The 24,069-nt window shown below is 72.9% G+C and carries 23 protein-coding genes and 1 pseudogene; 6 read left to right on the forward strand and 18 right to left on the reverse strand.

The genetic code is table 11. The features are described 5' to 3' along the window. Positions 1–3: 3 nt before the first annotated feature. Together purD and rsgA are read right to left on the reverse strand one after the other, a co-directional pair. A complete protein-coding gene (gene purD, locus CHB94_RS05100; RefSeq protein WP_089335501.1) occupies positions 4–1,260 on the reverse strand; it encodes a phosphoribosylamine--glycine ligase in 1,257 nt (418 codons plus the stop codon). A 26-nt stretch (positions 1,261–1,286) separates the two neighbouring features. Continuing rightward, positions 1,287–2,309 carry a GTPase RsgA gene (gene rsgA, locus CHB94_RS05105; RefSeq protein WP_254920407.1) on the reverse strand — a complete coding sequence of 341 codons (1,023 nt, stop codon included), beginning with the start codon at positions 2,307–2,309 and terminating at the stop codon, positions 1,287–1,289. 104 nt (positions 2,310–2,413) lie between these two features. Here rsgA and CHB94_RS05110 point away from each other — a divergent pair, with 104 nt between their 5' ends. Continuing rightward, positions 2,414–3,433, forward strand: a complete 1,020-nt coding sequence (locus CHB94_RS05110) for a glycerophosphodiester phosphodiesterase family protein (protein ID WP_089335600.1) — start codon at positions 2,414–2,416, stop codon at positions 3,431–3,433. A 250-nt stretch (positions 3,434–3,683) separates the two neighbouring features. Here the strand turns inward: CHB94_RS05110 and CHB94_RS05115 are convergent, their stop codons facing one another. After that, positions 3,684–4,973: an adenylosuccinate synthase gene (locus CHB94_RS05115; RefSeq protein WP_089335502.1), complete on the reverse strand. Its 1,290-nt coding sequence runs from the start codon at positions 4,971–4,973 to the stop codon at positions 3,684–3,686. Positions 4,974–5,092: 119 nt separating this feature from the next. On the opposite strand from CHB94_RS05115, the gene CHB94_RS05120 reads away from it, so the two are divergent. Then, positions 5,093–5,707 carry a hypothetical protein gene (locus tag CHB94_RS05120; RefSeq protein ID WP_089335503.1) on the forward strand — a complete coding sequence of 205 codons (615 nt, stop codon included), beginning with the start codon at positions 5,093–5,095 and terminating at the stop codon, positions 5,705–5,707. Between the two features lie 96 nt (positions 5,708–5,803). Here CHB94_RS05120 and CHB94_RS24995 read toward each other — a convergent pair whose 3' ends face one another. The 10 genes and pseudogenes from CHB94_RS24995 to CHB94_RS05160 all read right to left on the reverse strand — a co-directional run bounded on the left by CHB94_RS24995 (position 5,804) and on the right by CHB94_RS05160 (position 14,401). Further along, on the reverse strand, positions 5,804–5,947 hold the full coding sequence (locus CHB94_RS24995) for a GPGG-motif small membrane protein (protein WP_176445426.1): 144 nt from the start codon (positions 5,945–5,947) through the stop codon (positions 5,804–5,806). A 114-nt stretch (positions 5,948–6,061) separates the two neighbouring features. Next, a complete protein-coding gene (locus CHB94_RS05125; RefSeq protein ID WP_217899176.1) occupies positions 6,062–6,484 on the reverse strand; it encodes a DUF3151 domain-containing protein in 423 nt (140 codons plus the stop codon). After that, positions 6,484–7,518, reverse strand: coding sequence for a class II fructose-bisphosphate aldolase (gene fbaA, locus CHB94_RS05130; protein WP_089335504.1), 1,035 nt, complete (start codon positions 7,516–7,518; stop codon positions 6,484–6,486). The genes CHB94_RS05125 and fbaA overlap by 1 nt, the downstream gene beginning before the upstream one ends. Before the next feature lie 70 nt (positions 7,519–7,588). Then, complete coding sequence (locus CHB94_RS05135) at positions 7,589–8,218, reverse strand: pentapeptide repeat-containing protein (protein WP_089335505.1); 630 nt, start codon at positions 8,216–8,218, stop codon at positions 7,589–7,591. Between the two features lie 18 nt (positions 8,219–8,236). After that, positions 8,237–9,544: an FAD-dependent oxidoreductase gene (locus tag CHB94_RS05140; protein WP_141137421.1), complete on the reverse strand. Its 1,308-nt coding sequence runs from the start codon at positions 9,542–9,544 to the stop codon at positions 8,237–8,239. Positions 9,545–9,653: 109 nt separating this feature from the next. Then, positions 9,654–10,574 (reverse strand): FAD-binding oxidoreductase, encoded by a 921-nt coding sequence (locus CHB94_RS26005; RefSeq protein WP_368073849.1) that lies wholly within the window; start codon positions 10,572–10,574, stop codon positions 9,654–9,656. 27 nt (positions 10,575–10,601) lie between these two features. Next, positions 10,602–10,981 (reverse strand): annotated as a pseudogene (locus CHB94_RS26010) (FAD-binding oxidoreductase); the annotation flags it as partial. Between the two features lie 183 nt (positions 10,982–11,164). Beyond that, on the reverse strand, positions 11,165–11,764 hold the full coding sequence (gene pyrE / locus CHB94_RS05150) for an orotate phosphoribosyltransferase (RefSeq protein ID WP_254920409.1): 600 nt from the start codon (positions 11,762–11,764) through the stop codon (positions 11,165–11,167). Positions 11,765–11,912: 148 nt separating this feature from the next. After that, entirely contained in the window at positions 11,913–12,581 is a 669-nt protein-coding gene (locus CHB94_RS05155; protein ID WP_254920410.1) for a fasciclin domain-containing protein, read from the reverse strand. A 143-nt stretch (positions 12,582–12,724) separates the two neighbouring features. Then, entirely contained in the window at positions 12,725–14,401 is a 1,677-nt protein-coding gene (locus tag CHB94_RS05160) for a molybdopterin-dependent oxidoreductase (protein WP_217899177.1), read from the reverse strand. A 122-nt stretch (positions 14,402–14,523) separates the two neighbouring features. Here CHB94_RS05160 and CHB94_RS05165 point away from each other — a divergent pair, with 122 nt between their 5' ends. After that, positions 14,524–14,994, forward strand: coding sequence for a hypothetical protein (locus CHB94_RS05165; RefSeq protein WP_176445417.1), 471 nt, complete (start codon positions 14,524–14,526; stop codon positions 14,992–14,994). A gap of 58 nt (positions 14,995–15,052) precedes the next feature. Here CHB94_RS05165 and CHB94_RS05170 read toward each other — a convergent pair whose 3' ends face one another. Then, a complete protein-coding gene (locus tag CHB94_RS05170) occupies positions 15,053–15,799 on the reverse strand; it encodes a hypothetical protein (RefSeq protein ID WP_089335508.1) in 747 nt (248 codons plus the stop codon). Positions 15,800–15,947: 148 nt separating this feature from the next. Next, a complete protein-coding gene (gene clpB / locus CHB94_RS05175; RefSeq protein ID WP_089335509.1) occupies positions 15,948–18,539 on the reverse strand; it encodes an ATP-dependent chaperone ClpB in 2,592 nt (863 codons plus the stop codon). A 205-nt stretch (positions 18,540–18,744) separates the two neighbouring features. Between clpB and CHB94_RS05180 the strand changes: the two genes are divergently transcribed. Both CHB94_RS05180 and CHB94_RS05185 read left to right on the forward strand, forming a co-directional pair. After that, a complete protein-coding gene (locus tag CHB94_RS05180) occupies positions 18,745–19,200 on the forward strand; it encodes a MarR family winged helix-turn-helix transcriptional regulator (RefSeq protein WP_089335510.1) in 456 nt (151 codons plus the stop codon). A gap of 83 nt (positions 19,201–19,283) precedes the next feature. After that, on the forward strand, positions 19,284–19,724 hold the full coding sequence (locus CHB94_RS05185; protein ID WP_089335511.1) for an OsmC family peroxiredoxin: 441 nt from the start codon (positions 19,284–19,286) through the stop codon (positions 19,722–19,724). Positions 19,725–19,880: 156 nt separating this feature from the next. Here CHB94_RS05185 and CHB94_RS05190 read toward each other — a convergent pair whose 3' ends face one another. The 3 genes from CHB94_RS05190 to CHB94_RS05200 all read right to left on the reverse strand — a co-directional run bounded on the left by CHB94_RS05190 (position 19,881) and on the right by CHB94_RS05200 (position 22,816). After that, complete coding sequence (locus CHB94_RS05190; RefSeq protein WP_254920411.1) at positions 19,881–21,497, reverse strand: MFS transporter; 1,617 nt, start codon at positions 21,495–21,497, stop codon at positions 19,881–19,883. 38 nt (positions 21,498–21,535) lie between these two features. Beyond that, positions 21,536–22,024: a MarR family winged helix-turn-helix transcriptional regulator gene (locus CHB94_RS05195; protein ID WP_089335512.1), complete on the reverse strand. Its 489-nt coding sequence runs from the start codon at positions 22,022–22,024 to the stop codon at positions 21,536–21,538. A gap of 123 nt (positions 22,025–22,147) precedes the next feature. Next, a complete protein-coding gene (locus tag CHB94_RS05200) occupies positions 22,148–22,816 on the reverse strand; it encodes an IclR family transcriptional regulator (RefSeq protein ID WP_089335513.1) in 669 nt (222 codons plus the stop codon). Positions 22,817–22,825: 9 nt separating this feature from the next. Between CHB94_RS05200 and CHB94_RS05205 the strand changes: the two genes are divergently transcribed. Further along, positions 22,826–24,022, forward strand: coding sequence for a (Fe-S)-binding protein (locus CHB94_RS05205; protein ID WP_254920412.1), 1,197 nt, complete (start codon positions 22,826–22,828; stop codon positions 24,020–24,022). Positions 24,023–24,069: the final 47 nt, after the last annotated feature.

A 24,069-nucleotide genomic window follows, 5' to 3' on the forward strand; every position in this document is an offset into this window, starting at 1 on the left:
CTGTCAGCCGACGGTGATGCGGCCCTCGACGGCGGCGAGCGCAATGTCGGTGCGCCAGTGCGCGTCGGCCAGTCGGACGCCGGCAACGCGCTCGTAAGCGGCCTGCCGGGCGGCGGCGAGGTCCTCGCTCACAGCGGTGACGGCGAGCACCCGGCCGCCTGCGGAGACCACGGTCCCGTCCGCGGCGAGCGCGGTGCCCGCGTGCAGCACACCCTCACCGTCGGCTCCGGTGATCGGGTCACCGGTCCGGGGCCGTTCCGGGTAGCCGTGCGCGGCGACGACGACGGTCACCGCGGCGCCCTTCCGCCAGCGCAGCGGCGGATGCTCGGCGAGCGTGCCGGTGGCCGCGGCGTGCAGCAGCCCGGCCAGCGGGGTCTCGAGCAGGGGCAGCACCACCTGGGTCTCGGGGTCGCCGAAGCGGCAGTTGAACTCGATCACGCGCAGGCCGCCTGAGGTGAGCGCGAGGCCGGCGTAGAGCAGGCCGCTGAAGGTCTCCCCGCGGCGGGCCATCTCGTCCACGGTCGGCTGCAGCACGGTCGCCAGCACCTCGTCGACCAGGCCCGGCGGCGCCCACGGCAGCGGCGCGTACGCACCCATACCGCCGGTGTTCGGGCCGACGTCGCCGTCGTCCCGGCGCTTGTGGTCCTGTGCGGGCACGAGCGGGAGGACCGTCGTCCCGTCGGTGATCGCGAACAGGGACACCTCCGGTCCGTCGAGGTACTCCTCGACCAGCACCGCCCCGCCGCCGTCGAGCACCTTCCGGCCGTGCGCCACCGCGGCGTCGCGGTCGTCGGTGACGAGCACGCCCTTGCCGGCCGCCAGGCCGTCGTCCTTGACCACGTACGGCGCACCGACCTCGTCCAGCACGGTCTCCAGCTCGGCCGGCCCGCCGACCGGCCAGGACCGCGCGGTGGGCACGCCGGCGGCGTCCATCACGTGCTTGGCGAAGGACTTGCTGCCCTCCAGCTGCGCGGCCTGGGCGGAGGGGCCGAAGCAGGCGATCCCGGCGTCCCGGACGGCGTCGGCCGCGCCGGCGACCAGCGGCCCCTCGGGCCCGATGACGACGAGATCGGCCCGCCACGCGGTCGCCACGCCGGCCACGTCCACCGGGTCGGCCACGTCGACCGCCAGCGGCTCGGCCAGCGCTCGCGTGCCCGCATTGCCCGGGGCGCAGGCGAGCGCGGTCAGCTCCGGGTCGGAGGACAGAGCGACGCACAGAGCGTGCTCCCGGGCACCGGAGCCGATCACCAGGACGCGCACGGCTCGCGACGCTACCGAGCCCGCCGTCATCGCATCCTGTTGGGCTGCTCCCGCAGCGCCCGGTGCAGGGTGCGCAGCCGGGCCCGCTCCTCCGCGCGGGCGCGGGCGTCGACGCGCAGCAGCCGGCGATGCGCTTCGGCCTGCAGCTTGCGCCAGGCGATGAAGCGCGCCGGGTCCAGGCGGCCGTCGTCGATCGCCGCAGCGACCGCGCACCCGGGCTCGCCGCCGTGGGCGCAGTCGCGGAACCGGCAGCCGGTGGCCAGCTCGCTGACGTCGGCGTAGGCGGTCTCCACCCCTTCCGCGTCGTCGTAGAGCGCCAGCTCACGCATGCCGGGGGTGTCCACGAGCAGACCACCACCGGGCAGGAGGCGCAGCTCACGGGCGGTCGTGGTGTGCCGGCCACGCCCGTCCTCCCGGATCTCCCGGGTCCCGGCCACGATCCGCCCGGCCAGTGCGTTGGCGAGGCTTCCCGACCCCGGAGGGGCCGACCATCGCCGCGGTCCGTCCCGGCCCGAGCAGTGCACGGAGCTCCCCCAGGCCCACCCCGGTGACCGCGCTGACGGGCAGGACGTCGACGCCGAGGGCGTCCTCCCGCACCGCCGCGACGGTGGCTCCCACGTCGGCGCAGAGGTCCGCCTTGTCAGGACGACCACCGGCGTGGCCCCGCTGCTCCCGGCGACGGCGAGGTAGCGCTCGACCCGGCGCATCCGGGCATCGCCGGTGAGGGCGTCGACCACCAGGACGGTGTCGAGGTTCGCCGCCACCACCTGGGCCTCCGAGGTCCGTCCGGCGATGGTCCGCACGAACGCGCTGCGCCGCGGCAGGACGGCGACCGCGAGCTCCCCGCGCAGTGCCACCCAACCGCCCACCGCCGGGCCACCCGGCTCCACCCCGTACAGCGCCGCGGCCGGGACCACCCGCTGCTCGCCCTGGCCGCTCAGCACGCTGAGCCTGGCGCGGTCGACCCGGGTCACGCGTGCGGGCGTGCACCCCGGAGGGAGCTCGACCACGCGGTCGGTGGTCCAGCCCAGGGCTGAGAGATCGGTCACGAGCCGATGGTGCCGCGCAGGTCAGCGCCGTGTCTCTCGAATTGTGTGCGCCGCGTTCCCGCCCGTTCACTTCGAGTACATCCGATGAGGGTTCCGTGAAGGACATGCGCGCGTCCGAGTTGCTGGCGGTCCGTCCAGCGACCCGCCTTCCCCGCCCTGTCATCGTCGGGCACCGGGGTGCCCCCGCCTACCGGCCGGAGCACACGGCCGCCGGCTACGAGCTGGCGATCGACCTCGGTGCCGAGCTGATCGAGCCCGACGTCGTCGTCAGCCGCGACGGCGCCCTGGTGGTCCGCCACGAGAGCGAGCTCTCCTGGTCCACCGACGTCAGCAGCCGACCGGAGTTCGCCGACCGGCGGACCACCAAGCTCGTCGAGGACGAGCTGTGCACCGGCTGGTTCGCCGAGGACTTCACCCTCGCCGAGCTGCGCACGCTGCGCGCCGTCGAGCGCATGCCGGAGGTCCGGCCGCTCAACACCGCCTACGACGGCCGGTTCGGCATCCTCACGCTGGCCGAGGTCGTCGACCTGGCCCGCGCGCGGTCCACCGCCGACCGGCAGATCCGGGTCCTGGCCGAGCTCAAGCACCCCGGCTGGTCCGCCGAGCAGGGTCTCCCCATGGCGGAGCTGGTCTCCGAGGAGCTCCGCCGGCTCGGCGCGACCGACGCGCAGGGTCCGGTGATGCTGCAGTCCTTCGACGCCGCCGTCCTCCGCGACCTCCGCGCCCGCCTGGGTGAGCACGGGCCGCAGATGATGCAGCTGGTCGACGACGTGGCGGAGGGGGACCGCATGGTCACCCCCGCCGGTCTGCGGGAGATCTCCACCTACGCCCAGGGTGTCGCGCCGAGCGTGGAACGGGTTCTCCGGGATGTCGACGTCGTGTCCGGCACCTCGGCGCTGGTGAACGAGGCGCACCGCGCGGAGCTGGCCGTCTTCACCTGGACCCTGCGGGCGGAGAACGCCTTCCTGCCCGAGCCCCTGCGCGTGGGCACCGTCCCCGAGGCCCTGGGCGACGCGATCGGCATGGCCCGCCGACTGCTCTCGCTCGGCGTCGACGGCCTGATCACCGACTCCCCCGACCACGCCGCCCAGGCCGTGGCCGAGCTCCAGGCTGCCCTGGTCTGATCGCCCCGACGACGGGGCCCGGAGGGTCCCGGAGGAGGGGCGAAGAGCCGCGGCAAGGAGCTGGGGACGGCAGGGGGCAGCGGACCGGAGCGGTCAGCCGCTCCGGCGAGACGGCCTCGACGACGGAGGGCCGAAGGTCCTCCGGAGAAGAGGCCCGGGACGCGCTCAATGCAACGCGGGACAGCACGTGGCCGCGGTGTCGTCCGGAGGACGACAGAGAGCATGGCCGCGGTGCAGCCCCGGAGGGCTGCTAATCGATCAAGTCGTGGATGACCACGTTCTCGTCACGGCCCGGGCCGACCCCGATGACGCTGATCCTGGCGCCCGAGAGCTCCTCGAGTCGCCGCACGTAGGCCTGCGCGTTGGCGGGCAGCTCGTCGAACTTCCGGCAGTGCCGGATGTCCTCGGACCAGCCCGGCAACTCCTCGTAGACCGGTGTGGCGTGGTGGAACTCCGTCTGGGTCATCGGCATCTCGTCGTGCCGGACGCCGTCGACGTCGTAGGCGACGCAGATGGGCACCGTCGCCAGGCCCGACAGCACGTCGAGCTTGGTGAGGAAGTAGTCGGTGATCCCGTTGACCCGGCTGGCGTAGCGGGCGACGACGGCGTCGAACCAGCCGCAGCGCCGGTCGCGACCCGTGGTGACACCGACCTCGCCGCCCTGGGTGCGCAGGTACTGGCCGTCGGCGTCGAAGAGCTCGGTCGGGAACGGCCCGGAGCCCACGCGGGTGGTGTAGGCCTTGAGGATGCCGACCACCCGCTCGATCCGGGTGGGGCCGACCCCGGCCCCCACGGCGGCGCCGCCGGCCGTCGGGTTGGACGACGTGACGAACGGATAGGTGCCGTGGTCGACGTCGAGCAGCGTGCCCTGCGAGCCCTCCAGCAGGACCCACTCGCCGGCGTCGAGCGCCTTCCCGAGCAGCAGCCGGGTGTCGACGATGCGGTGCTTGATCGCCTCCGCGTACTGCGCGTACTCCTCGACGACCTCGTCGACGTCGATGGCCTTGCGGTTGTAGACCTTGACCAGGATCTGGTTCTTCTCCTGGAGGGTGCCCTCGAGCTTCTGCCGCAGGATGGAGAGGTCCAGCAGGTCCTGCACGCGGATGCCGACCCGGGCCACCTTGTCGCCGTAGGCAGGGCCGATCCCGCGACCGGTGGTGCCGATCTTGCGCTTGCCCAGGAAGCGCTCGGTCACCTTGTCCAGGGCCCGGTGGTGGGGCATGATCAAATGCGCGTCCGAGGAGATGACCAGCCGCGAGGTGTCCACCCCGCGCTCGTCGAGGCCGGCGAGCTCGCCGATGAGCACCTCGGGGTCGATGACCACGCCGTTGCCGATGACCGGTGTGCAGCCGGGCGTCAGGATCCCCGACGGGATGAGGTGGAGGGCGTACTTCTCGCCGTCCGGGGTGATCACCGTGTGGCCGGCGTTGTTCCCGCCCTGGTAACGGACGACGTAGGGGACGCGGCCGCCGAGGAGGTCGGTGGCCTTGCCCTTGCCCTCGTCGCCCCACTGGGCGCCGATCAGCACGACAGCCGGCATCGGGTTCTGGTTCTCCTCGGTCGTCGGGGTGGTGGGCGGGTCGGTTCGTCCGGCACCCGGCGACTCCCGGCCGCTTGGTCAGCCGGGATGGTCGGGTGGTCAGGTGGCAGGGTATCGGCATGGCTTCCGTCCAGCTGGACCTCCGCCGTCTGGAACCCGGCCAGGCCCCCCGACCGACGGACGTCGCCGCCGCCGGGGAGGCCGAGTCGCTGCGCGTGCGAGGTCCGGTCCCCGGCCTGGCCGCCGTGCTCACCGTCCTGCTCAAGGCCCAGCGCACCTCGCTCGTCCCGGTGGCCTGGGAGCCGGCGGATGACAAGGCCTCGCTCGCCCTGGCCCGCGACATCGGCGTCGGCACCGGGGAGCCCCGGGACCTCTGCCTCGTACGCGACGACCACGGCGGAGTGCTGCTGCACCACGGCCGGGTGCAGGCCGACGGCGACGGCCGCCGCTCCCTCAGCCGGCGGCTGGGGCTGCAGGCCCACCACGACGACATCAAGGTCGCCGACGGCGAGATCACGCGCATCGACGTCCGCCCCGTCTGGCGGGCGGTGGACACGATCGGCGTCACCGTGATGACGCTGCCGCTGCGGCCGACCCGGCACACCAGCGGCCGGGCCCTCCAGATCGCCTCGGATCCGGCGCGCGTCCTCCGTGACGGGGTGGCCTACCCGCGGCCGGTCCACCGCTGGACCTGGTACGCCGACGACCGCGTGCGCTGGCGCCTGCAGCCCTGAGGAAGGCTCCGTCTGCCTCACCGTGGCGACCGCTGAGCGACCCGCGCCCGGGAGGAGGCTGCCGTCGAGACGCGCAGCTTCCTCCCGGGCGCCTGGTCAGGCGAAGAGGCTCACCCCGCCGGGGCCGACGAGCAGGCCGACGATGATGAGCACGATTCCCCACAACATCTGGCCGCGGATGATCGCGAAGATTCCCGCGATCACCAGTACCACGGCGAGGATCCAGAGCAGCGTGACCATGACGTGCCTCCCATCCCTCCGCGCCGCCCTCGCGGCCACGGGATACGGACGGTAGCGATCATCACGGAGAGTGGCGACCGGAACGACCCTGTTCCGCGGCGCGACATCCTCCGATCAGGGCGCCAGTGAGGGATCGCAGTCACGCAGCAACTGGGTGCAGCGCTCCTGCTCGTCGTGCTCACCGATCGCCTCCGCGGCCTTCGCCAGCACCGTCACGCAGCGCAGGAACCCGCGATTGGGCTCGTGTGACCACGGCACGGGGCCGTAGCCCTTCCACCCGTTGCGGCGCAGCGCGTCCAGGCCGCGGTGATAGCCGGTGCGGGCGTAGGCGTAGGCCTCGATCGTGTCGGTGAGCCCTCGCTCGGGCCGGCCCAGCGCCTCCTCGGCCAGGACAGCCCAGGTCGCGCTGACCGTCGGGTGGTGGGCGGCGACCTCGGCGGGCGGGTTGCCGGCCGCGAGCTCGGCCTCGGCCTCCGGGTGGGCCGGCAACAGCGTCGCCGGCGGCTCGCCCAGCAGGTTGCCGTGCGCGTGCACCATCAGGCGCCCTGCGACTGGCCGGCCGACAGCAGGTGCTCGCACGCCTCGACGACGCGCGCGGCCATGCCGGTCTCGGCGGCCTTGAGGTAGCTGCGCGGGTCGTAGGTCTTCTTGTTGCCGACCTCGCCGTCGATCTTCAGGACGCCGTCGTAGTTGGTGAACATGTGGCCCGCGATCGGGCGGGTGAACGCGTACTGGGTGTCGGTGTCGACGTTCATCTTCACCACACCGTAGGAGAGCGCCTCCCGGATCTCCTCGAGCGCCGAGCCGGAGCCGCCGTGGAAGACCAGGTTGAACGGCTTGGCGCCGTCGCCGAGGTTGAACTCCTTGGCCACGATCGCCTGGCCGCGCTCGAGGACGTCGGGGCGCAGCTTGACGTTCCCGGGCTTGTAGACGCCGTGCACGTTGCCGAACGTCGCCGCGAGCAGGTACACGCCGCGCTCGCCGAGGCCGAGCTGCTGGGCGGTGCGCAGGAAGTCGCCGTCGGCGGTGTAAAGCTTCTCGTTGATCTCCGCGACGACGCCGTCCTCCTCGCCGCCGACGATTCCGATCTCCAGCTCGAGGACGATCTTGGCCGCCGCGGACTTCTCCATGAGTTCCTCGGCAATGTCCAGGTTCTCGGTGAGCTCGATCGCCGAGCCGTCCCACATGTGCGACTGGAACAGCGGCTCCTGGCCGGCGTCCACGCGGTCCTTCGAGAGCGCGATCAGCGGCCGGACGTAGGAGTCGAGCTTGTCCTTCGGGCAGTGATCGGTGTGCAGCGCGACGTTGACCGGATACTTCTCGGCGACGACGTGGGCGAACTCGGCGAGCGCAACCGCACCGGTGACCATGTCCTTCACCTTGGTGCCGGAGGCGAACTCCGCGCCGCCGGTGGAGAACTGGATGATGCCGTCGCTGCCCGCGTCGGCGAACCCGCGGAGGGCCGCGTTCACCGTCTCCGAGGACGTGCAGTTGATCGCCGGGTAGGCGAAACCGCCCTCCTTGGCCCGGCGGATCATGTCGGCGTAGACCTCGGGGGTCGCGATGGGCATGCGGGGCACTCCTCCGATGGGATGTGGCTGTACGGCGCTGTACGTCATGGTCAGTATTGCGCCGCGACGGTTACTCCGGGGCGTCGGGGCGGACGTTCAGACCCAGAGCGGTGACCAGTACGACCGCCTGGGGGACGTCGACCTGCGCGCCGGTCAGCTCGACCGAGCGCGGGTCGACCGCGGAGAGGTCCGAGCCGCGCAGGTCCGCACCGCTGAGATCGGCAGCGTGCAGGGAGGCGGCCGACAGGTCCGGGTACCGCAGGGTGGCGCCGGTGGCCCGCACCCCGGTGAGGTCGGCCTCCCGCATCCGGGTCCCGGTGAGCGTCGCCCGGGCCAGGTCGGCGCCCGGCAGCCCGACGAAGGACCAGTCGCCCCGTTCCACGGTCAGCAGGTCGAAGCTGCACGCGTCGAACGTCGAGCCGATCATCTTGCAGTCGACGAACGTGGCGCCGAAGAACGAGCAGCCGGTGAAGGTGCAGTTCAGGAACGCGGCGTCGGTGTGCCGCGAGAGGTTGAACCGACAGTCGCGAAAGGTGCACTCGGTGAAGACCGCCCCGTCGTCGGTGGCCTCGGTCAGGTCCACGCCCACGAACGCGACGCGGACGTGCTCCTGACCGGAGAGGTCCTCGCCGTACCAGTCGGCCTGCCGGACCTCGCTCTCCGTCGGCGGCGGTGCGGCCTCGTACGCGCGGTCGGCCATGTGCTCCAGCCCTGTCCTTCAGCCCTGCTCGATGCGGCTGGCCACGCGGGCAGCGACGACCACCGGGTCGTAGGTCGGGGAGAACGGCGGCGCGTAGGAGAGGTCGGAGCCGGCCAGCTCCTCCGCCGTCAGCCCCGCCCAGATGGCGGTCGCGAACACGTCGATCCGCTTGCCGCTCCCCGGGCCGCCGACGACCTGGGCGCCCAGCAGCAGCCCCGACCCCGCCTCCGTGATGATCTTGACCGCGATCGGCGCGGCCCCCGGGTAGTAGCCGGCCCTGGTCGAGGACTCGATCACCTCGGTCCGGAAGTCGTAGCCGCCCTCCTCGGCCTGCGTGGTGCACAGCCCGGTCCGCGCCACCTCGAGGTCCCCGACCTTGGTCATCGCCGTCCCCAGGACGCCGGCGAAGCGCGCGGGCCGCCCGCCGATCACCGAACCCGCGACCCGGCCCTGCTTGTTGGCGTGCGTCCCGAGCGCGACGTGGATCGCCTCGCCGGTGATCCGGTGGAAGGTCTGCGCGCAGTCACCGGCGGCGAGGACCTCGGGGTGCGAGCGGCTGCGCTGGGTGTGCGCGACGTCGATCGCCCCGGTGGATCCCAGCTGCAGGCCCGCCTCCCGGGCCAGCGTCGTCTCCGGGCCCATGCCCAGCCCGAGGACGACGAGGTCGGCGTCGTAGGCAGCGGCGTCGGTGCGCACCGCCCGAACCGCACCCTCGGGACCGACCTCGATCTCCCGCACCGGCTGGTCGCTCTGCACGTCGATGCCCATCCCGCACATCGCCGCGCAGACGCGCTGCCCCATGTCGGCGTCCAGCTGGGCCATCGGCAGCGGATCGGCGAGGACGACGGTCACCTCGAGGCCGCGCGCCTGCAGCACCTCGGCCATCTCCAGCCCGATGTAGCCGCCGCCGAGGACCACGGCGCGCTCGGCCCCGGCGGCGATGGCGGCCCGGATGTCGGCGCCGTCGGCGAGCCGGTGGACCCCGTGCACGCCGTCGGCGTCCAGCCCCGGCACCGGCGGGCGGAACGGCCTGCCGCCGGTGGCGACGACGAGGGAGTCGTAGCCGATCCGCTCTCCTCCTGCCGCGACGACCTCGCCGACGGCGAGGTCGATCCCCTCCGCCCGGGTGCCGGTGCGCACGGCGATGTCCTGCTCCGCGAAGTCGGCCGGGGTGCGGGCGAGCAGCCGGTCGGGGTCGGAGACCTGGCCGCCGATCCAGTACGGGATGCCGCAGGCGGAGTAGGAGATCTTCGGGCCCTGCTCCAGGACCACGATGTCCAGTTCCCCGGCCGGCTGCAGGCGCCGCGCCTGGGCGGCCGCCGACAACCCGGCGGCGTCCCCCCGATGACGACCAGCCGCTGTCGATCCACGCGCTCAGGTTGCCATCCCCCGGCCGATCGCGGCGGCTCCCCCACTCATCGGCCGGCGGCCACAATCAGCGCACGGCGGTCAGCCCGGCCACCGCCTCGAGATCCCCGGCGGTCGCTGCGCGGAAGACCTTTCCCGGGTTGAGCAGGCCCGCCGGGTCGAGCGCGTCCTTGATCGCGCGGTGCACGGCCAGGGACACCGGCCCGATCTCCCGCTCGAGCCAGTTGCGCTTGAGCAGGCCGACGCCGTGCTCACCGGTGATCGTCCCGCCCAGGGAGAGGCCCAGCGCGAGGACCGCGTCGAAGGCGGCGAAGGCCCGCTCGCGCTGGCCGGCGTCCCCGGGGTCGAAGATCACCGTGGGGTGCATGTTGCCGTCCCCGGCGTGGCCGACGACCCCGACGAGGAGGTCGTGCTCGGTGGCGACGGCGTCGCAGCCGTCGATGAAGGCCGCGATCCGGGACCGGGGCACCGCCACGTCGTCGAGCAGGGTGGTGCCCAGCCGCTCCAGCGCCGGCAGCGCCATCCGGCGGGCCGCGAGGAGCAGATCCCCCTCAGCCGGGTCGTCCGTGGAGTGGACGAAGTCCGCGCCCGCCTCCTCGCAGATCCGGGTCAGCAGCGCGATCTCGGTGTCCGCCGCGGCACCGCCCGCGTCGGACTGCGCGACCAGCAGGGCCTGCGCGTCCCGGTCGAGGTCGGCCTTGAGCAGGTCGTCGACGGCGCGGATGCAGGTCCGGTCCATCACCTCCAGGAGGCTGGGGACCAGCCCGGTGGTGACCACCCGCTCGACGACCTGACCGGTCTGCGCCGTCGTCGCGAAGCTCGCGGCCAGGGTGACCGGCCGCTGCGGCGCGGGGCGCAGCGCCAGGGTGGCCTCGGTGATGACGCCGAGCGTCCCCTCGGCACCCACGAACAGCCGGGTCAGGTCGTAGCTGGCGACGCCCTTGACGGTGCGACGGCCGGTGCGCAGCACCCGCCCGTCCGCGAGCACGACCTCCAGGCCCAGGACGTAGTCGGTGGTGACGCCGTACTTGACGCAGCACAGCCCACCGGAGTTCACCGACAGGTTGCCGCCGATGGTGCATCAGTCGTAGCTGGCCGGGTCCGGTGGATAGAAGAGCCCGACCCCGGCCACCGCATCCCGCAGCGACTTGTTCACGACGCCGGGCTGGACGACGGCCAGCCGGTCGGCCGGTGCGACCTCCAGGACGGCGTCCATCCGGGTCATGACCAGGGCGATGCAGCCGTCGACGGCGTTCGCCGCGCCGGTCAGGCCCGAACCGGCCCCCGTGGCACGACGGGGACGCCGTACCGCGAGGCCACCTGCATCACCGCGACCACCTCGGCGGTGGTGCGCGGCAGCACGACCGCCGCCGGCACGCCGGCGTCGACGAGCATCGCCTGGTCACGGGCGTAGGCGGCCGTCACGTCGGGGTCGAGGAGGACCCCGTCGGCGCCGAGCGCCTCCCGCAGTTCGGCTGCCCACGCCGTCGCTGTTGTGGTCACGGTCACACCGTAAGCGGGGATGGCTCCCTCAGGCCGTCGTCGGCCCCCGCGAGGGGCACCGGGCGGCGTCCTCGCTCAGAGGCCGAGGTCGGCGAGGGTGAAGGCGGCGCGGTACTCGAAGCCGGCCTTCTCCACCGCCTCGCGGCCGCCGCGGTCGACGATCACGGCCACGCCGATCACCTCGGCCCCCGCCTCCTGCAGGGCCTCGGCCGCGGTCAGCGGGCTCCCGCCGGTGGTGGAGACGTCCTCGACCACGAGCACCGCGCGGCCGGTGACGTCCGGACCCTCGATCCGGCGCTGCAGCCCGTGCGCCTTGCCCGCCTTGCGGACGACGCAGGCGTCCAGGAATCCCTCGCCGTCGGCGGCGGCATGCAGCATCGCGGTCGCCACCGGGTCGGCTCCGAGCGTCAGCCCCCCGACGACGTCGTAGCGCAGGTCGCCGGTCAGCTGCCGCATCACCCGGCCGACCAGCGGCGCGCCCTCGTGGTGCAGCGTGAGGCGGCGCATGTCGATGTACCAGTCGGCCTCCCGCCCCGAGGAGAGCGTGACCTTCCCGTGCACCACGGCCAGCTCGACGATCAGTTCGAGCAGCCGGTCACGGTCGGGCAGGGCGACCCCGCCCCAGGGGCCCGCCCCGAGGGACGAGGAGTGGGGAGGGAGGGGGTCCTTTTCCATGCGCCCGACCCTACTGAGCAGCCCTGCCTGCGGCGCCGGCATGCGACAGGGCCGCCGTCCGACCGGAGTCGGACGACGGCCCTGGGGCGACCCGCTCCGGGCGCGTCCTCGTACGGGGGCGTCAGGAGTGGGGAGAGGCCGTCCTCGCTCAGGCAGCGGCGGGCTTGAGCACCTGGTCGATGATGTAGACGGTGGCGTTGGCGGTCTGCACGTTCCCGCAGATCACCGAGGCCTCCATGCCGACGACGGTGCCGTCCATGGCGACCGAGAAGTCCTCACCGGAGCCCTCGATGGTGACCTCGTCGTTGTTGAGGGTGGTGTGCGTCCCGGCCAGCTCGTCGGGGGTCAGGCGACCCGGGATGACGTGGTGGGTGAGCACGGTGGTCAGCTGCGGGGTGTCGGCCAGCAGCGCGTTCAGCGCGTCGGCCGGAACCGCCTCGAACGCCGGGTTGGCGGGGGCCAGCACGGTGATGTCGTCGGTGGTGTTCAGCGTGTCGCCCAGGTTCGCGGCGGTCACGGCCTGCACGAGCGTCGACAGCGCCGGGTTGTTGCCGGCGGCGGTGGCGACCGGGTCGTCGGTCATCCCGGTGAAGCTGCCCTCGCCCTCGGCAGGGACGGCGGAGCAGCCGGCACCGAACGGCTCGTCGGACGTCGGCATCGCGCTGCTCTCCGGCGCCTCCGAGGTCTCCATGCTGCTGCCCGTGTCCGCGGAGGCGGTGCTGTCGGACGAGTCGTCCGAGCCGCAGGCGCTGAGCGTGAGGGCGAGGGTGGAGACGGCGGTCATGAGGACGCCGCGGGTGAGGAGATTGCTCTTCACGGTGATGGTGCTCCTTGTCCTGTCCGTGCGACCGCATTGTCGCGGGCGGGTGCTGCGCCGGTCCGCGGGAGCGGTCCGGAGTGTCGCGTCACCGGCGGGCGCCGGGACGGGTCGGGGTCCGGCCGAAGAGCCGGAAGGAGTGGTCACGCGGCGACCACCTGGACGGAGTGCCAGCCGCTGGAACCCGCGGGGAACGGCGTCGCGCGGTCCTCGGCCTGCACCTCGCCGTCCGCGCTGGTGGCGCGCACGGTGATCGAGTGCCGGCCGGGGGCGAAGTCGTAGGGCAGCACCCACTGGCGCCACAGGTCCGCGTCGACCTCCGGGGAGAGCTCGGCCTGCGCCCAGTCGTCGTCGTCGACGCGCACCTCGACCCGGGCGATGCCGCGCGTCTGGGCCCAGGCGACGCCGGCGATGGCGCGCCGGCCGGCCCGGAACGGGCGCAGCGGTGCCGGCGTGTCGATCCGGGAAGCGATCTTGATCGGCCCCTCGGCCGCCCAGTCGCGCTCCACCCAGTAGGCGTCGATCGCGTCGAACGTCGTGGCCTCGATCCGGACCAGCCACTTGCAGGCCGACACGTAGCCGTAGAGGCCCGGGATGAGCATCCGCACCGGGAAGCCGTGCTCGACGGGCAGCGGCTCACCGTTCATGCCGAACGCGAGCATCGCGTCCTCGACCTCGAGCGCCGATCGGGTCGGGGCGCCGATGGTCATGCCGTCCTCGGAGCGGCAGAGCAACTGGTCGCTGCCCGAGCGGATGCCGTTCTCCTCGAGGAGGGCGGCCAGCGGGACGCCGACCCAGCGGGCGGTCCCGGCGAGCCCGCCGCCCACCTCGTTGGAGACGCAGGTGAGTGTGATGTCCCGCTCGATCAGGTCGGTGCGCTCGAAGAGGTCGGCAAGGGTGTAGCTGCGCGGGGCATCGAACATGCCGGTCATCGACAGCCGGTAGTCGGCCGGGCGGATCCGCGGCACGCTGATCGCCGTGTCGACCCGGTAGAAGTCGCGGTTGCCGGTGAACAGCGGGGTCAGCCCGTCCACCTCGGTGGCCAGGTCGGCACCGGCGGGCAGCGCCGCCGCCCGGGAGGCCGGCGCGGGCAGCCGGAGGGCGGCGCGGTCACCGGCGACGTCGAAGCGCCGCTGCAGCAGCCGGCCCCCGGCTCCGGTGACGGCGGCGGCGCCGAGGGCCACCCCGCCGGCGAGGAAGAAGCGGCGACGGTCGAGGGCGGCACCCTTGCGGTCCCCGGAACCGAGGACGTCGCGCAGCCGGTCGACGATGCGCTCGTCGGCCGGTGTCCCCCCGGCAGGCGGAACGGGGGGCGCCCCGGCGGCTCGCGGAGTCGGGTTCAGCGGCGCGAGGAGCGCGAGCAGCGCCGCGATGCCGGCCGCGGCACCGAGGAGGGACGGGAGGGCGTCCAGCGGACCGCCGGCCGGCCGGGTGACGGCGGCCAGCGCGCCCACCAGGCCGAGCACCGCGATCCCCCCGGCGCCCAGCCGCCGGTTCCGCAGGCCGACGAGCCCGACGAGCAGCGCACAGACGGCCGTGATCACCACCGTTCCGACGACCAGGGCGATCTTGTCGTTCTCCCCGAAGGTCCGGATGGCGAAGGCCTTGACCGGCTCCGGCGTGAGCGTGATGACGGTGTCCCCGACCGCGATGACCGGTGACGACGCGGCCCCGACCACGCCCGCGATCAGTTCGGCGACACCCAGGGCGACCGCTGCGGCGAGCAGCCCCGCCAGCGCCGCGAGGGCCCGGCGGCCGGCGGAACTCCGGGCAGGAGAGGCCCCGGAGGAGGGGGGCGGAGCCTGCACCGACGTGGTCACCCCCTGTCTTCGGGCGCCGTGACCGATCCGGATTCGGGTGCGGCGAGATCTGTACGGGGCACGACCGTTCGTGGCCCGAGCGGCCGGTGCCGACGATGCCGACGATCTGCCACGCTGAACGGGTGCCGACCTCCCAGCCCCCCGCCGAGGGCACATCCGCGCGCCCGTCGATGCCCCCGTCCGTGCGGGTCGCCGTCATCGTGATGGGGGTGCTCGCCGCGCTCCTCCTGACGAACGCCGCGCTGCTCTGGTACGCCTACGACGACGCGGTGGCCCGTCTCGTGCGGGAGGGGGAGGACATCTCCCGGTCCGAGGCCAGCCAGTTCGTGCTCATGTCGCTGGTGCCCTACCTGGTGGTCGGGCTCGCCCTCGCGCTCGCCGCCTGGTTCCTGCCGCGCCGTCAGCCGTGGGCCCGCTGGGTGGGCCTGGCCGCCAGCGCGCTGCTGGCACTGCTCTCGCTGATGTCGGCGATGAGCATCGGGGGCGTCACGATCCCGCTGCTGCTGGTCCTGGTCCTGGCCGTCGCTGCGGTCACGAGCCTGCTCGCGCGGACCACCGGCACGTGGGTGCCGAAGCTGCACACCCGGGCCTGACCGGGCTCCCGACGAACCCGGTCAGCGGCGGCACGACGGGCCGCCGCTGCCGGATCCGTCAGCCCTGACCGTTCGCGCGCTGCCAGCCGCGGAAGCGGTACCACTCGTTGGACGGCTTGAGCGCCAGCAGGACGATCCCGGCTGCCGTGAGCAGCAACTGGAACCAGCCCAGGGAGGTGAGGAAACCGGTGCTCTGGGGGCCGCCGGCGGCGGAACCGGCCAGGCCGAACACCACGCTGAGCCCCCCGAGGACCCAGATCACGATCCGGGCCCAGTTGCGCCCCTTCCAGGCGAACCAGAGGAAGAGGATCTGCAGCCCCACGAAGATCAGCGTGACGATCGCGCCGATCACGATCCCGGAGCGAATGACCTCCTCGGTGAGGGCCGGGTCGGTGTTGACCTCCAGTTGCTGGCCGATCAGCGTGTCGATGTCGGAGAAGCTGACGATCGCGGCGATCACCCCCAGCACGAGGCTGGCCACGAGGGCGCCGATGCCGGCCCGAACGGTAGTCGGCCGCTCCATGGCCGGCGGGGCGCCGTAACCGGTCGGGGCCGAGGGCGCCGGCGCGTACCCCGGGTACTGCTGCCCGTACGGCGGCTGCTGGCCGTACTGCGGCTGGGGTGGCGGCGCGTTCCAGCCCTGCGGCGGGCCTCCCTGACCGGGCTGCTGCGGCGGGGCGTTCCAGCCCTGCGGCGGGCCTCCCTGACCGGGCTGCTGCGGCGGGGCGTTCCAGCCCTGGGGCTGGCCTCCCTGATCCGGCTGCTGCGGCGGGTCGCCGTACGGCCCACCCTGTCCTGACGTCATCTCCGGCCTTCCATTCGTACCGATTCCCTAGCGATCATGGAGGACGCCGGGGGACCACGACGACCGTGGGACCGCGTGTCGTCGCCCGGACGCGTCCGCCACCCAGCGCGGTAGTGCCCGCCGGATCGGTGAGCCGACGGGCCCTTTCTCAGCCGCGGGTGACGCTCAGCCCGCTGGCGTCGTCGGCGACGTCGGCCGGCCAGTCGACGACGACCTCGTCACCGTCCCGGATGTCGCCGGCCAGCAGCGCCTTCGCCAGCTGGTCCCCGATCGCCGACTGCACCAGCCGGCGCAGCGGCCGCGCCCCGTAGACGGGGTCGAACCCGTTGAGCGCCAGCCACTCACGGGCGGCCTCGGTGACCCGCAGCGTGAGTCGCCGCGCGGCCAGCCGGCGCGCCAGCACCCCGACCTGGATGTCGACGATCCCGGCGAGCTCCTCCGTGCCGAGGGCCCGGAAGACCACGACGTCGTCGAGCCGGTTGAGGAACTCCGGCTTGAAGTGCGTCCGGACGACGTCCATGACCGCCTCCCGCCGCCGCTCCTCGGGGATCGACTGATCGGCGATCAGGTGCGAACCCAGGTTCGACGTCAGGATCAGGATGGTGTTCCGGAAGTCCACCGTCCGGCCCTGGCCGTCGGTCAGCCGGCCGTCGTCGAGCACCTGCAGCAGCACGTCGAAGACGTCCTGGTGCGCCTTCTCCACCTCGTCGAACAGGACGACGGTGTAGGGACGCCGCCGCACCGCCTCGGTCAGCTGGCCGCCGGCCTCGTAGCCGACGTAGCCGGGCGGGGCCCCGACCAGCCGGGCCACGGAGTGCTTCTCCGAGTACTCGCTCATGTCGATGCGGACCATCGCCCGCTCGTCGTCGAACAGGAACTCGGCCAGCGCCTTGGCCAGCTCGGTCTTGCCGACGCCGGTCGGACCGAGGAACAGGAAGGAGCCGGTCGGCCGGTTGGGGTCGGCGACGCCGGAGCGCGCGCGGCGCACCGCGTCGGACACCGCCCGGACGGCATCGGGCTGGCCGACCACCCGCGCGGCCAGGCCCTCCTCCATCCGCAGCAGCTTCTGGGTCTCCCCCTCGAGCAACCGCCCGGCGGGGATGCCGGTCCAGGCCTGCACGACCTCGGCGATGTCGTCGGGCCCGACCTCCTCCTTGAGCATGGAGTCACCCGCCGCCACGGAGTCCTCGGCCGAGGCCAGGGACCGCTCCAGCTCGGGCAGTCGGCCATATCGCAGCTCGGCGGCCCGCGCCAGGTCGCCGTCCCGCTCGGCTCGCTCAGCCTCGAGCCGGACGTGCTCCAGCTCCTCCTTGATCCGCTGGATGCGCTCGATGGCGGTCTTGTCCTGCTGCCAGCGGAAGGTCAGCTCGGCGAGCTCCTGGCGGCGGTTGGCGAGCTCCTCGCGCAGCGCGGCGAGCCGCTCGATGGAGGACGGGTCGTCCTCCTTGGTCAGCGCCATCTCCTCGATCTCCATGCGGCGGACCGCACGCTCCACCTCGTCGACCTCGACGGGGCGGCTGTCGATCTCCATGCGCAGCCGGCTGGCGGCCTCGTCCACGAGGTCGATCGCCTTGTCCGGTAGGAAGCGCGCCGTGACATAGCGGTCCGACAGCGTGGCGGCGGCCACGATGGCGGCATCGGTGATCCGGACACCGTGGTGCACCTCGTAGCGCTCCTTGAGGCCCCGCAGGATGCCGATGGTGTCCTCGACGCTCGGTTCGCCGACGAAGACCTGCTGGAAACGGCGTTCCAGCGCGGGGTCCTTCTCGATGTGCTCGCGGTACTCGTCGAGCGTCGTCGCACCGACCATGCGCAGTTCACCGCGGGCGAGCATGGGCTTGATCATGTTGCCGGCGTCCATGGCCGAGTCGCCGGTGGCACCGGCGCCGACGATCGTGTGCAGCTCGTCGATGAAGGTGACGATCTCACCCTCGGACTCGGAGATCTCCTGCAGGACGGCCTTGAGCCGCTCCTCGAACTCACCGCGGTACTTGGCACCGGCGACCATGCTGGCCAGGTCCAGCGCCATGAGGCGCTTGCCCTTCAGGCTCTCCGGCACGTCGCCCGCGACGATCCGCTGGGCCAGGCCCTCGACGATCGCCGTCTTCCCCACGCCCGGCTCGCCGATCAGGACCGGGTTGTTCTTGGTACGGCGGGACAGGACCTGCACGACGCGACGGATCTCGGTGTCGCGGCCGACGACCGGGTCGATCTTGCCGTCGCGAGCGCGCTGGGTGAGGTCGACGGCGTACTTCTCGAGCGCCTGGAAGGTTCCCTCGGGGTCCGGCGTGGTGACCTTGCGGTTGCCGCGCACGGTGCGGAAGGCGCCGAGCAGCGTGTCCCGGGTGGCCCCGGAACCGATGAGGACGTCACCGGCCTCCCCACCGGACTCGGCGAGGCCGACCAGCAGGTGCTCGGTGGAGATGTACTCGTCGCCGAGTGCACCGGCCTGCTCTCCGGCGGCGTTCAGGACGCGCAGGAACTCGCGGGACGGGGACGGCGCCGGGACGGTGGCGCCGCTGACGCTCGGCATGCGGCGCAGCGCCGCCTCGGCCTTCGCACGGACGTCGACCGGATCGGCGCCGACCGCCCTGAGCAGCGGGCCGGCGATGCCGTCGGACTGCTCGAGCAACGCCACCAGAAGGTGTACCGGCTCCAGCGCCGCCTGGCCGCGAGCGACGGCGAGCCGCTGCGCTGCGGCGATGGCTTCCTGCGACCGGGTCGTGAGCTTGCTCTCCATGGTCAGGGACGCGCTTCCTCTCGTCTGGATCGGGCGGCCGCCGGGAGTGTCCCCGACGGCGCGTGGTCGACCGGTACAACGGTTGCCAAGTTGAGTCTGTTCCACTCAACCCTGGCGCATCCAGGCAGCTCCCGTCCTGCCCCTGTCGGACGACGAACTCCGACAAGGCCATGGCGCACCTGCTCCTGCGCCCTAGACTCGGGGAATGACCGCTCTGCCGGCACCGAGTGTGGCGCTCGACGACCAGCTGTGCTTCGCGCTGTACGCCGCCTCCCGGGCCGTGACGGCGCGTTACAGGCCGATGCTCGACACCCTCGGCCTGACCTATCCGCAGTACCTGGTCATGATGCTGCTCTGGGAGTCCGACCACCAGACCGTGGGCCAGCTCGGCTCACGCCTGGCTCTCGACAGCGGAACCCTCTCCCCTCTGCTGAAGCGGCTGACCGCCGCGGGACTGGTCACCCGGCACCGCCGGGTCGAGGACGAACGCTCGGTCTCCATCGCCCTGACCGACCAGGGCCGCGGCCTCCGCGAGAAGGCCTTCGCCATCTCCGAGGAGATGATCGGCGCCATCGGCTTCGACACCAGCGAGTTCGACGAGCTCAGGCAGCGGCTGCGCCTGCTCACCGAGCGCGTGAACCGCGGCGAAGCGATCTGCTGACGCGGTAGCACCGCAGCCGAGCGGGTAAGAGGCGACCAGAGCGCCGCCCAGGAGCGGGCGGCGCCCGGCCCGGAAGAAGGCCCATGGCTACTCGCACCGCACGCACCGCCTGGAACGGCACCCTGCAGGACGGCTCCGGACAGGTGGAGCTCTCCAGCTCCAAGCTCGGCACCTACGAGGTCTCCTGGCCCAAGCGCACGTCCGACGAGGCCGACGGCACCACCAGCCCCGAGGAGCTCATCGCGGCCTCGCACTCCGCCTGCTTCTCCATGGCCATGTCGGGCGAGATCGCCAAGGCGGGCGGCACCCCCCAGGCACTGGAAGTCACCGCCGACGTCGGTTTCGGCCCCGACAAGGAAGGCGGCGGCTTCATGATCACGGGCATCAAGCTCACCGTGCGGGGCGAGGTCGACGGCCTCGACGCTGCCGGCTTCGAGAAGGCGGCCCAGGCCGCCAAGGTGGGCTGCCCCGTCAGCAAGGCGCTCACCGGCGTCGAGATCACGCTGGACGCCGCGCTCGACTGAAAGAGGACCCCCTCCTCCCACCCTCGGTGAAGGACCCTCTCCCCGAGCCCTTCGCACCCTCAGGGCACGCCAGGAGAGGGCCGACCCGGGAAGGGCCACGGGTGCGACGACGGCTCGGCCCCCGGCGGGGCCGGGACGTCGTCGTGGTGAGGTCGGTCAGGAGGCGACCGGCGCCTCCGCCTCCTCGCGGAGTCGCTCCTCGCCGCTGCGAGTGCTCAGGGCCACCTCGCGGATGAAGAAGATCGCCACAGCGGCCACCACCGCGATCACCGCGGAGACCAGGAAGACCCGGCCGGTCGCATCGCCGTAGGAGACGCGGATCAGGGCCTGGACGGCCGGCGGGGCGTCTGCCAGGTCCGCCAGGCCGACGCCCCCGGAGCCCTGGGCGACCGCCGCACCACCCGGCGTGCCCGCGAGCCCCTCGGCGATGAGGTGACCGACCCGACTGCTGAGCACGGCGCCCAGCACGGAGACACCGATCGTGCCGCCGAGGCTGCGGAAGAAGGCCACGGCGGAGCTCGCCGCACCCAGGTCGGTGGCCGCCACGGTGTTCTGCACGGCCAGGACGAGGTTCTGCATGGTCATGCCGATGCCGACGCCGAGCACGAAGAGGAACACGCCGAGCACGACCATGTCGGTCTGGTGGTCGACCACCGACAGCAGACCCAATGCCACGACGACGAGCACGGAGCCCGCGACCAGGTATCGCTTCCATCGGCCGGTGCGGGTGATCAGGATGCCCGAGACCGTGGAGGACAGCAGCAGGCCGGCGACCATCGGGATGGTCAGCAACCCGGCCGCCGTGGGCGAGTAGCCGCGGGCGACCTGCAGGTACTGCCCGAGGAAGACCGACGAACCGAACATCGCCACACCGATCGCGATGCTGGCGATGATCGCCAGGGTGGTCGTGCGGTCGCGGAAGAGCCGGAGCGGGACGATCGGCTCCTTGGCCCTCGTCTCGGTCACGACGAAGGCGACGACGGCCGCGACGCCACCGGCGAGGAACAGCCCCGTCTCGGTGGAGGCCCAGGCGAAGCTGTTGCCGGCCAGGGTGACCCAGATGAGCAGCGTCGAGACCGCGGCGGTGAGGAAGGCTGCGCCGAGGTAGTCGATGTGCACCTCGCGCTTGGTCACCGGCAGGTGCAGCGTGCGCTGCAGTAGCACGAGCGCGACGACGGCGAACGGGACGCCGACGTAGAAGACCGAGCGCCACCCGAGCCAGCTGGTGTCGACCATCAGGCCGCCCAGCAGCGGCCCGCCGACGGTTGCCACGGCCATCACGCTGCCGAGCAGCCCCGCGTACCTGCCCCGCTCCCGCGGGCTGATCATCGCCGCCATCGCGATCTGCACCAGCGCCTGCAGACCGCCGAGGCCCAGGCCCTGCAGCACGCGCCAGGCGATCAGCGTCTCCACCGACTGCGCGAGCCCCGCCAGCATCGAGCCGACGATGAAGATCACGATCGACAGCTGGATGAGCATCTTCTTGCTGAACAGGTCGGCGAGCTTGCCCCAGATCGGCGTCGAGGCCGTGGACGACAGCAGGGTCGCGGTGACCACCCAGGTGTACTGCCCCTGCGTGCCGCGTAGGTCGGCGATGATCGTGGGCAGGGCGTTGGCGACGACGGTCGAGGCGAGGAACGCCACGAACATCGCCAGAAGCATCCCCGACAGCGCCGAGAGGATCTCCCGGTGCGTCATCTGCCCCTGCTGCTCGACGGGCGCCTGGTCGGCGACGGCCGCGACCGCAGTCGGGCGTCGGAGGGTGCTGCTCACGTTTCTCCTGATGTTCTGGGAAGCGGAAGGTCCCGTCGTCATCGCGGCGCGGGCACCGCTGCCCGGTCCGTTCCGTGCGGAACGCCGGCCGTCTCGAGGTCGCTCACGAGCCGGTCGAGAAGGCCGGTGAGGGTGTGGGCGTCGTCCTCGTCCCAGCCGGCCAGGGCGCCGAGCGCCCAGTCCGCCCGCAGCGCGCGGGTAGCGGTGAGCGCGTCGGCGCCGGCGGGGGTGAGGCTGAGCAGGCTGGCCCGGCCGTCCTTCGGGTCAGGACGCCGCTCGACGTGGCCGCACCGCTCGAGGACGGCGATCTGCCGACTCGCGACGGAGACGTCGATCCCGGCTCGCGCCGCGAGGTCACTGCTGCGCTGGGCACCGTCCTGCTCGAGCGGCAGGAGGAGCGCCCAGCCGAAGGAGGGCAGGTCGCCGTAGAGCTGGGCCGCGGCCCGTGAGCTGATGCGTCGGCCGGTGCGGACGAGCTGGGCGATGCTCGCCGTCAGCCGGTCCCGGGTCTCCGGGCTGATGGGCATGAGGAGTCCTTGCGTCGATGCTTGCAGACCGCAACCATATGCCTGGTTGGTTGCGGTCAGCAACAAAATGCACGGTGTCGGGCATCACCGACGTCAGCAGGTGTCCGACGCCCGCGCAGGATCTCAGGCCGGAGGGACGGGGGCGGGCCGGTCGCGGCCGGCCGTCAGCTCCGCCGCCAGCGCGGCAGCCGCGGACCGGAGGAGGGACACGACGCGGGGCACGGCGTCCATGGCCATCCGCCCCTCCGGCCCCGACACCGAGATGGCGGCGGCCGGCGCGCCTCCGGGCACGGGGACGGCGACGCAGCGCACGCCCTCCTCCTCCTCCCCGTCGTCGAGTGCGTAACCCTGCGCAGCCACCCGGTGCAACTGGGACAGCAGGGCGTCCGGGTCGGTCAAGGTCCGGGGTGTCCGCGAGGGCATACCCGCCCGGGCCAGCACCTCCCGGACGCCGTCGTCGGGCAGCCCGGCCAGCAGCACCTTGCCCACGCCGGTGCAGTGGAGGTGGACCCGGCGGCCGACCTCGGTGAACATGCGCATCGAGTGCCGGGAGGGCACCTGCGCCGCGTAGACGACGCGGTCGCCGTCCAGCATCGCGAGGTTGGCGGTCTCCCCGACCGCGTCGACCAGCGCGGACAGGTGCGGCCGCGCCCACGTCGCGAGGGTCTGTGAGGCGATCTCCCCGAGGTGGATCAGCCGGGGGCCCAAGACATAGCGGCGACTGGGCAGCTGACGCACGTAGCCGCGGGTCACCAGCGTCCGCACCAGCCGGTGGATGCTCGACAGCGGCATTCCGCTCTCGTGCGCGAGCCGGGCCGCGTCTACCTGATGAAGGCCGGGCTCGAGGGCGAGCCCATGACCGACTCGATGGTGCAGCACTTCGACGCCTGCCTGGGCTGCATGGCGTGTGTGACGGCCTGCCCGTCGGGCGTGCAGTACGACCGGCTGATCGAGGCGACCCGCGCACAGATCGAGCGCAACCACGACCGCTCTCCCGGCGACCGCGCGCTGCGCAGCGCGATCTTCGCCCTCTTCCCGTACAAGAGGCGGCTGCGCGCCCTCCGGGGACCGCTGCGCGCCTACCAGCGCAGCGGGCTGCCGCGGCTGCTCCGGCGCACCCGGCTGCTCGAGCGGTTCGCCCCGAAACTCGCTGCGATGGAGAGCCTGGCGCCGCCCCTGGGCAAGCGGGAGCGGGTGCCGGCCCGGGTGCCGGCCGTGGGGCAGCGCCGGGCCGTGGTGGGTCTGCTCACCGGCTGCGTGCAGGGCGAGTTCTTCCCCGGCGTCAACTCGGCCAGCGCCCGCGTGCTGGCGGCCGAGGGCTGCGACGTCATCGTGCCGCCGTCCCAGGGCTGCTGCGGGGCACTGTCGGTGCACAACGGCCGCGAGCCCGAGGCCCAGGCCTTCGCCCGCGCCACGGTCGACGTGTTCGAGGCGGCGGGGGTGGACACCGTCGTGGTGAACGCCGCCGGTTGCGGATCGAGCATGAAGGAGTACGCCGAGCTGCTCGCGGACGACCCGGACTACGCCGAGCGGGCCCGGGAGTTCTCCGCGAAGGTCCGCGACATCTCGGAGTTCCTCGCCGAGCTCGGCACCGTGGCCGAACGGCACCCGCTCGCGGTCAGCATCGCCTACCACGATGCCTGCCACCTGGCGCACGCCCAGGGCGTCCGGAGCCAGCCCCGCGCATTGCTGAGCGAGATCCCGGGCCTGGAGATCCGTGAGATCGCCGATGCCGCCATCTGCTGCGGGTCGGCCGGGATCTGGAACGTCCTCAACCCCGAGCCCGCGCGGGAACTGGGCGACCGGAAGGCCAGCAACATCGTCGCGACCGGGGCGTCGCTCCTGGTCACGGCCAATCCCGGCTGCCTCATGCAGGTGGCGGCGTCCCTCGACCGGCAGGGCGCCCGGGTCGGCATGGCGCACACGATCGAGGTCCTCGACGCCTCCATCCGCGGCCTGCCGGTCTCCGCCCTGCGTGTCCCCGATCCCCTCCGCTGAGCCCACCGCTCAGGCGGGGTGAGCACCACCCGTCCCACGTCCACGCC

The sequence above is a fragment of the Blastococcus mobilis genome, from assembly GCF_900188025.1.
GTDB classification, from domain to species: domain Bacteria; phylum Actinomycetota; class Actinomycetes; order Mycobacteriales; family Geodermatophilaceae; genus Blastococcus_B; species Blastococcus_B mobilis.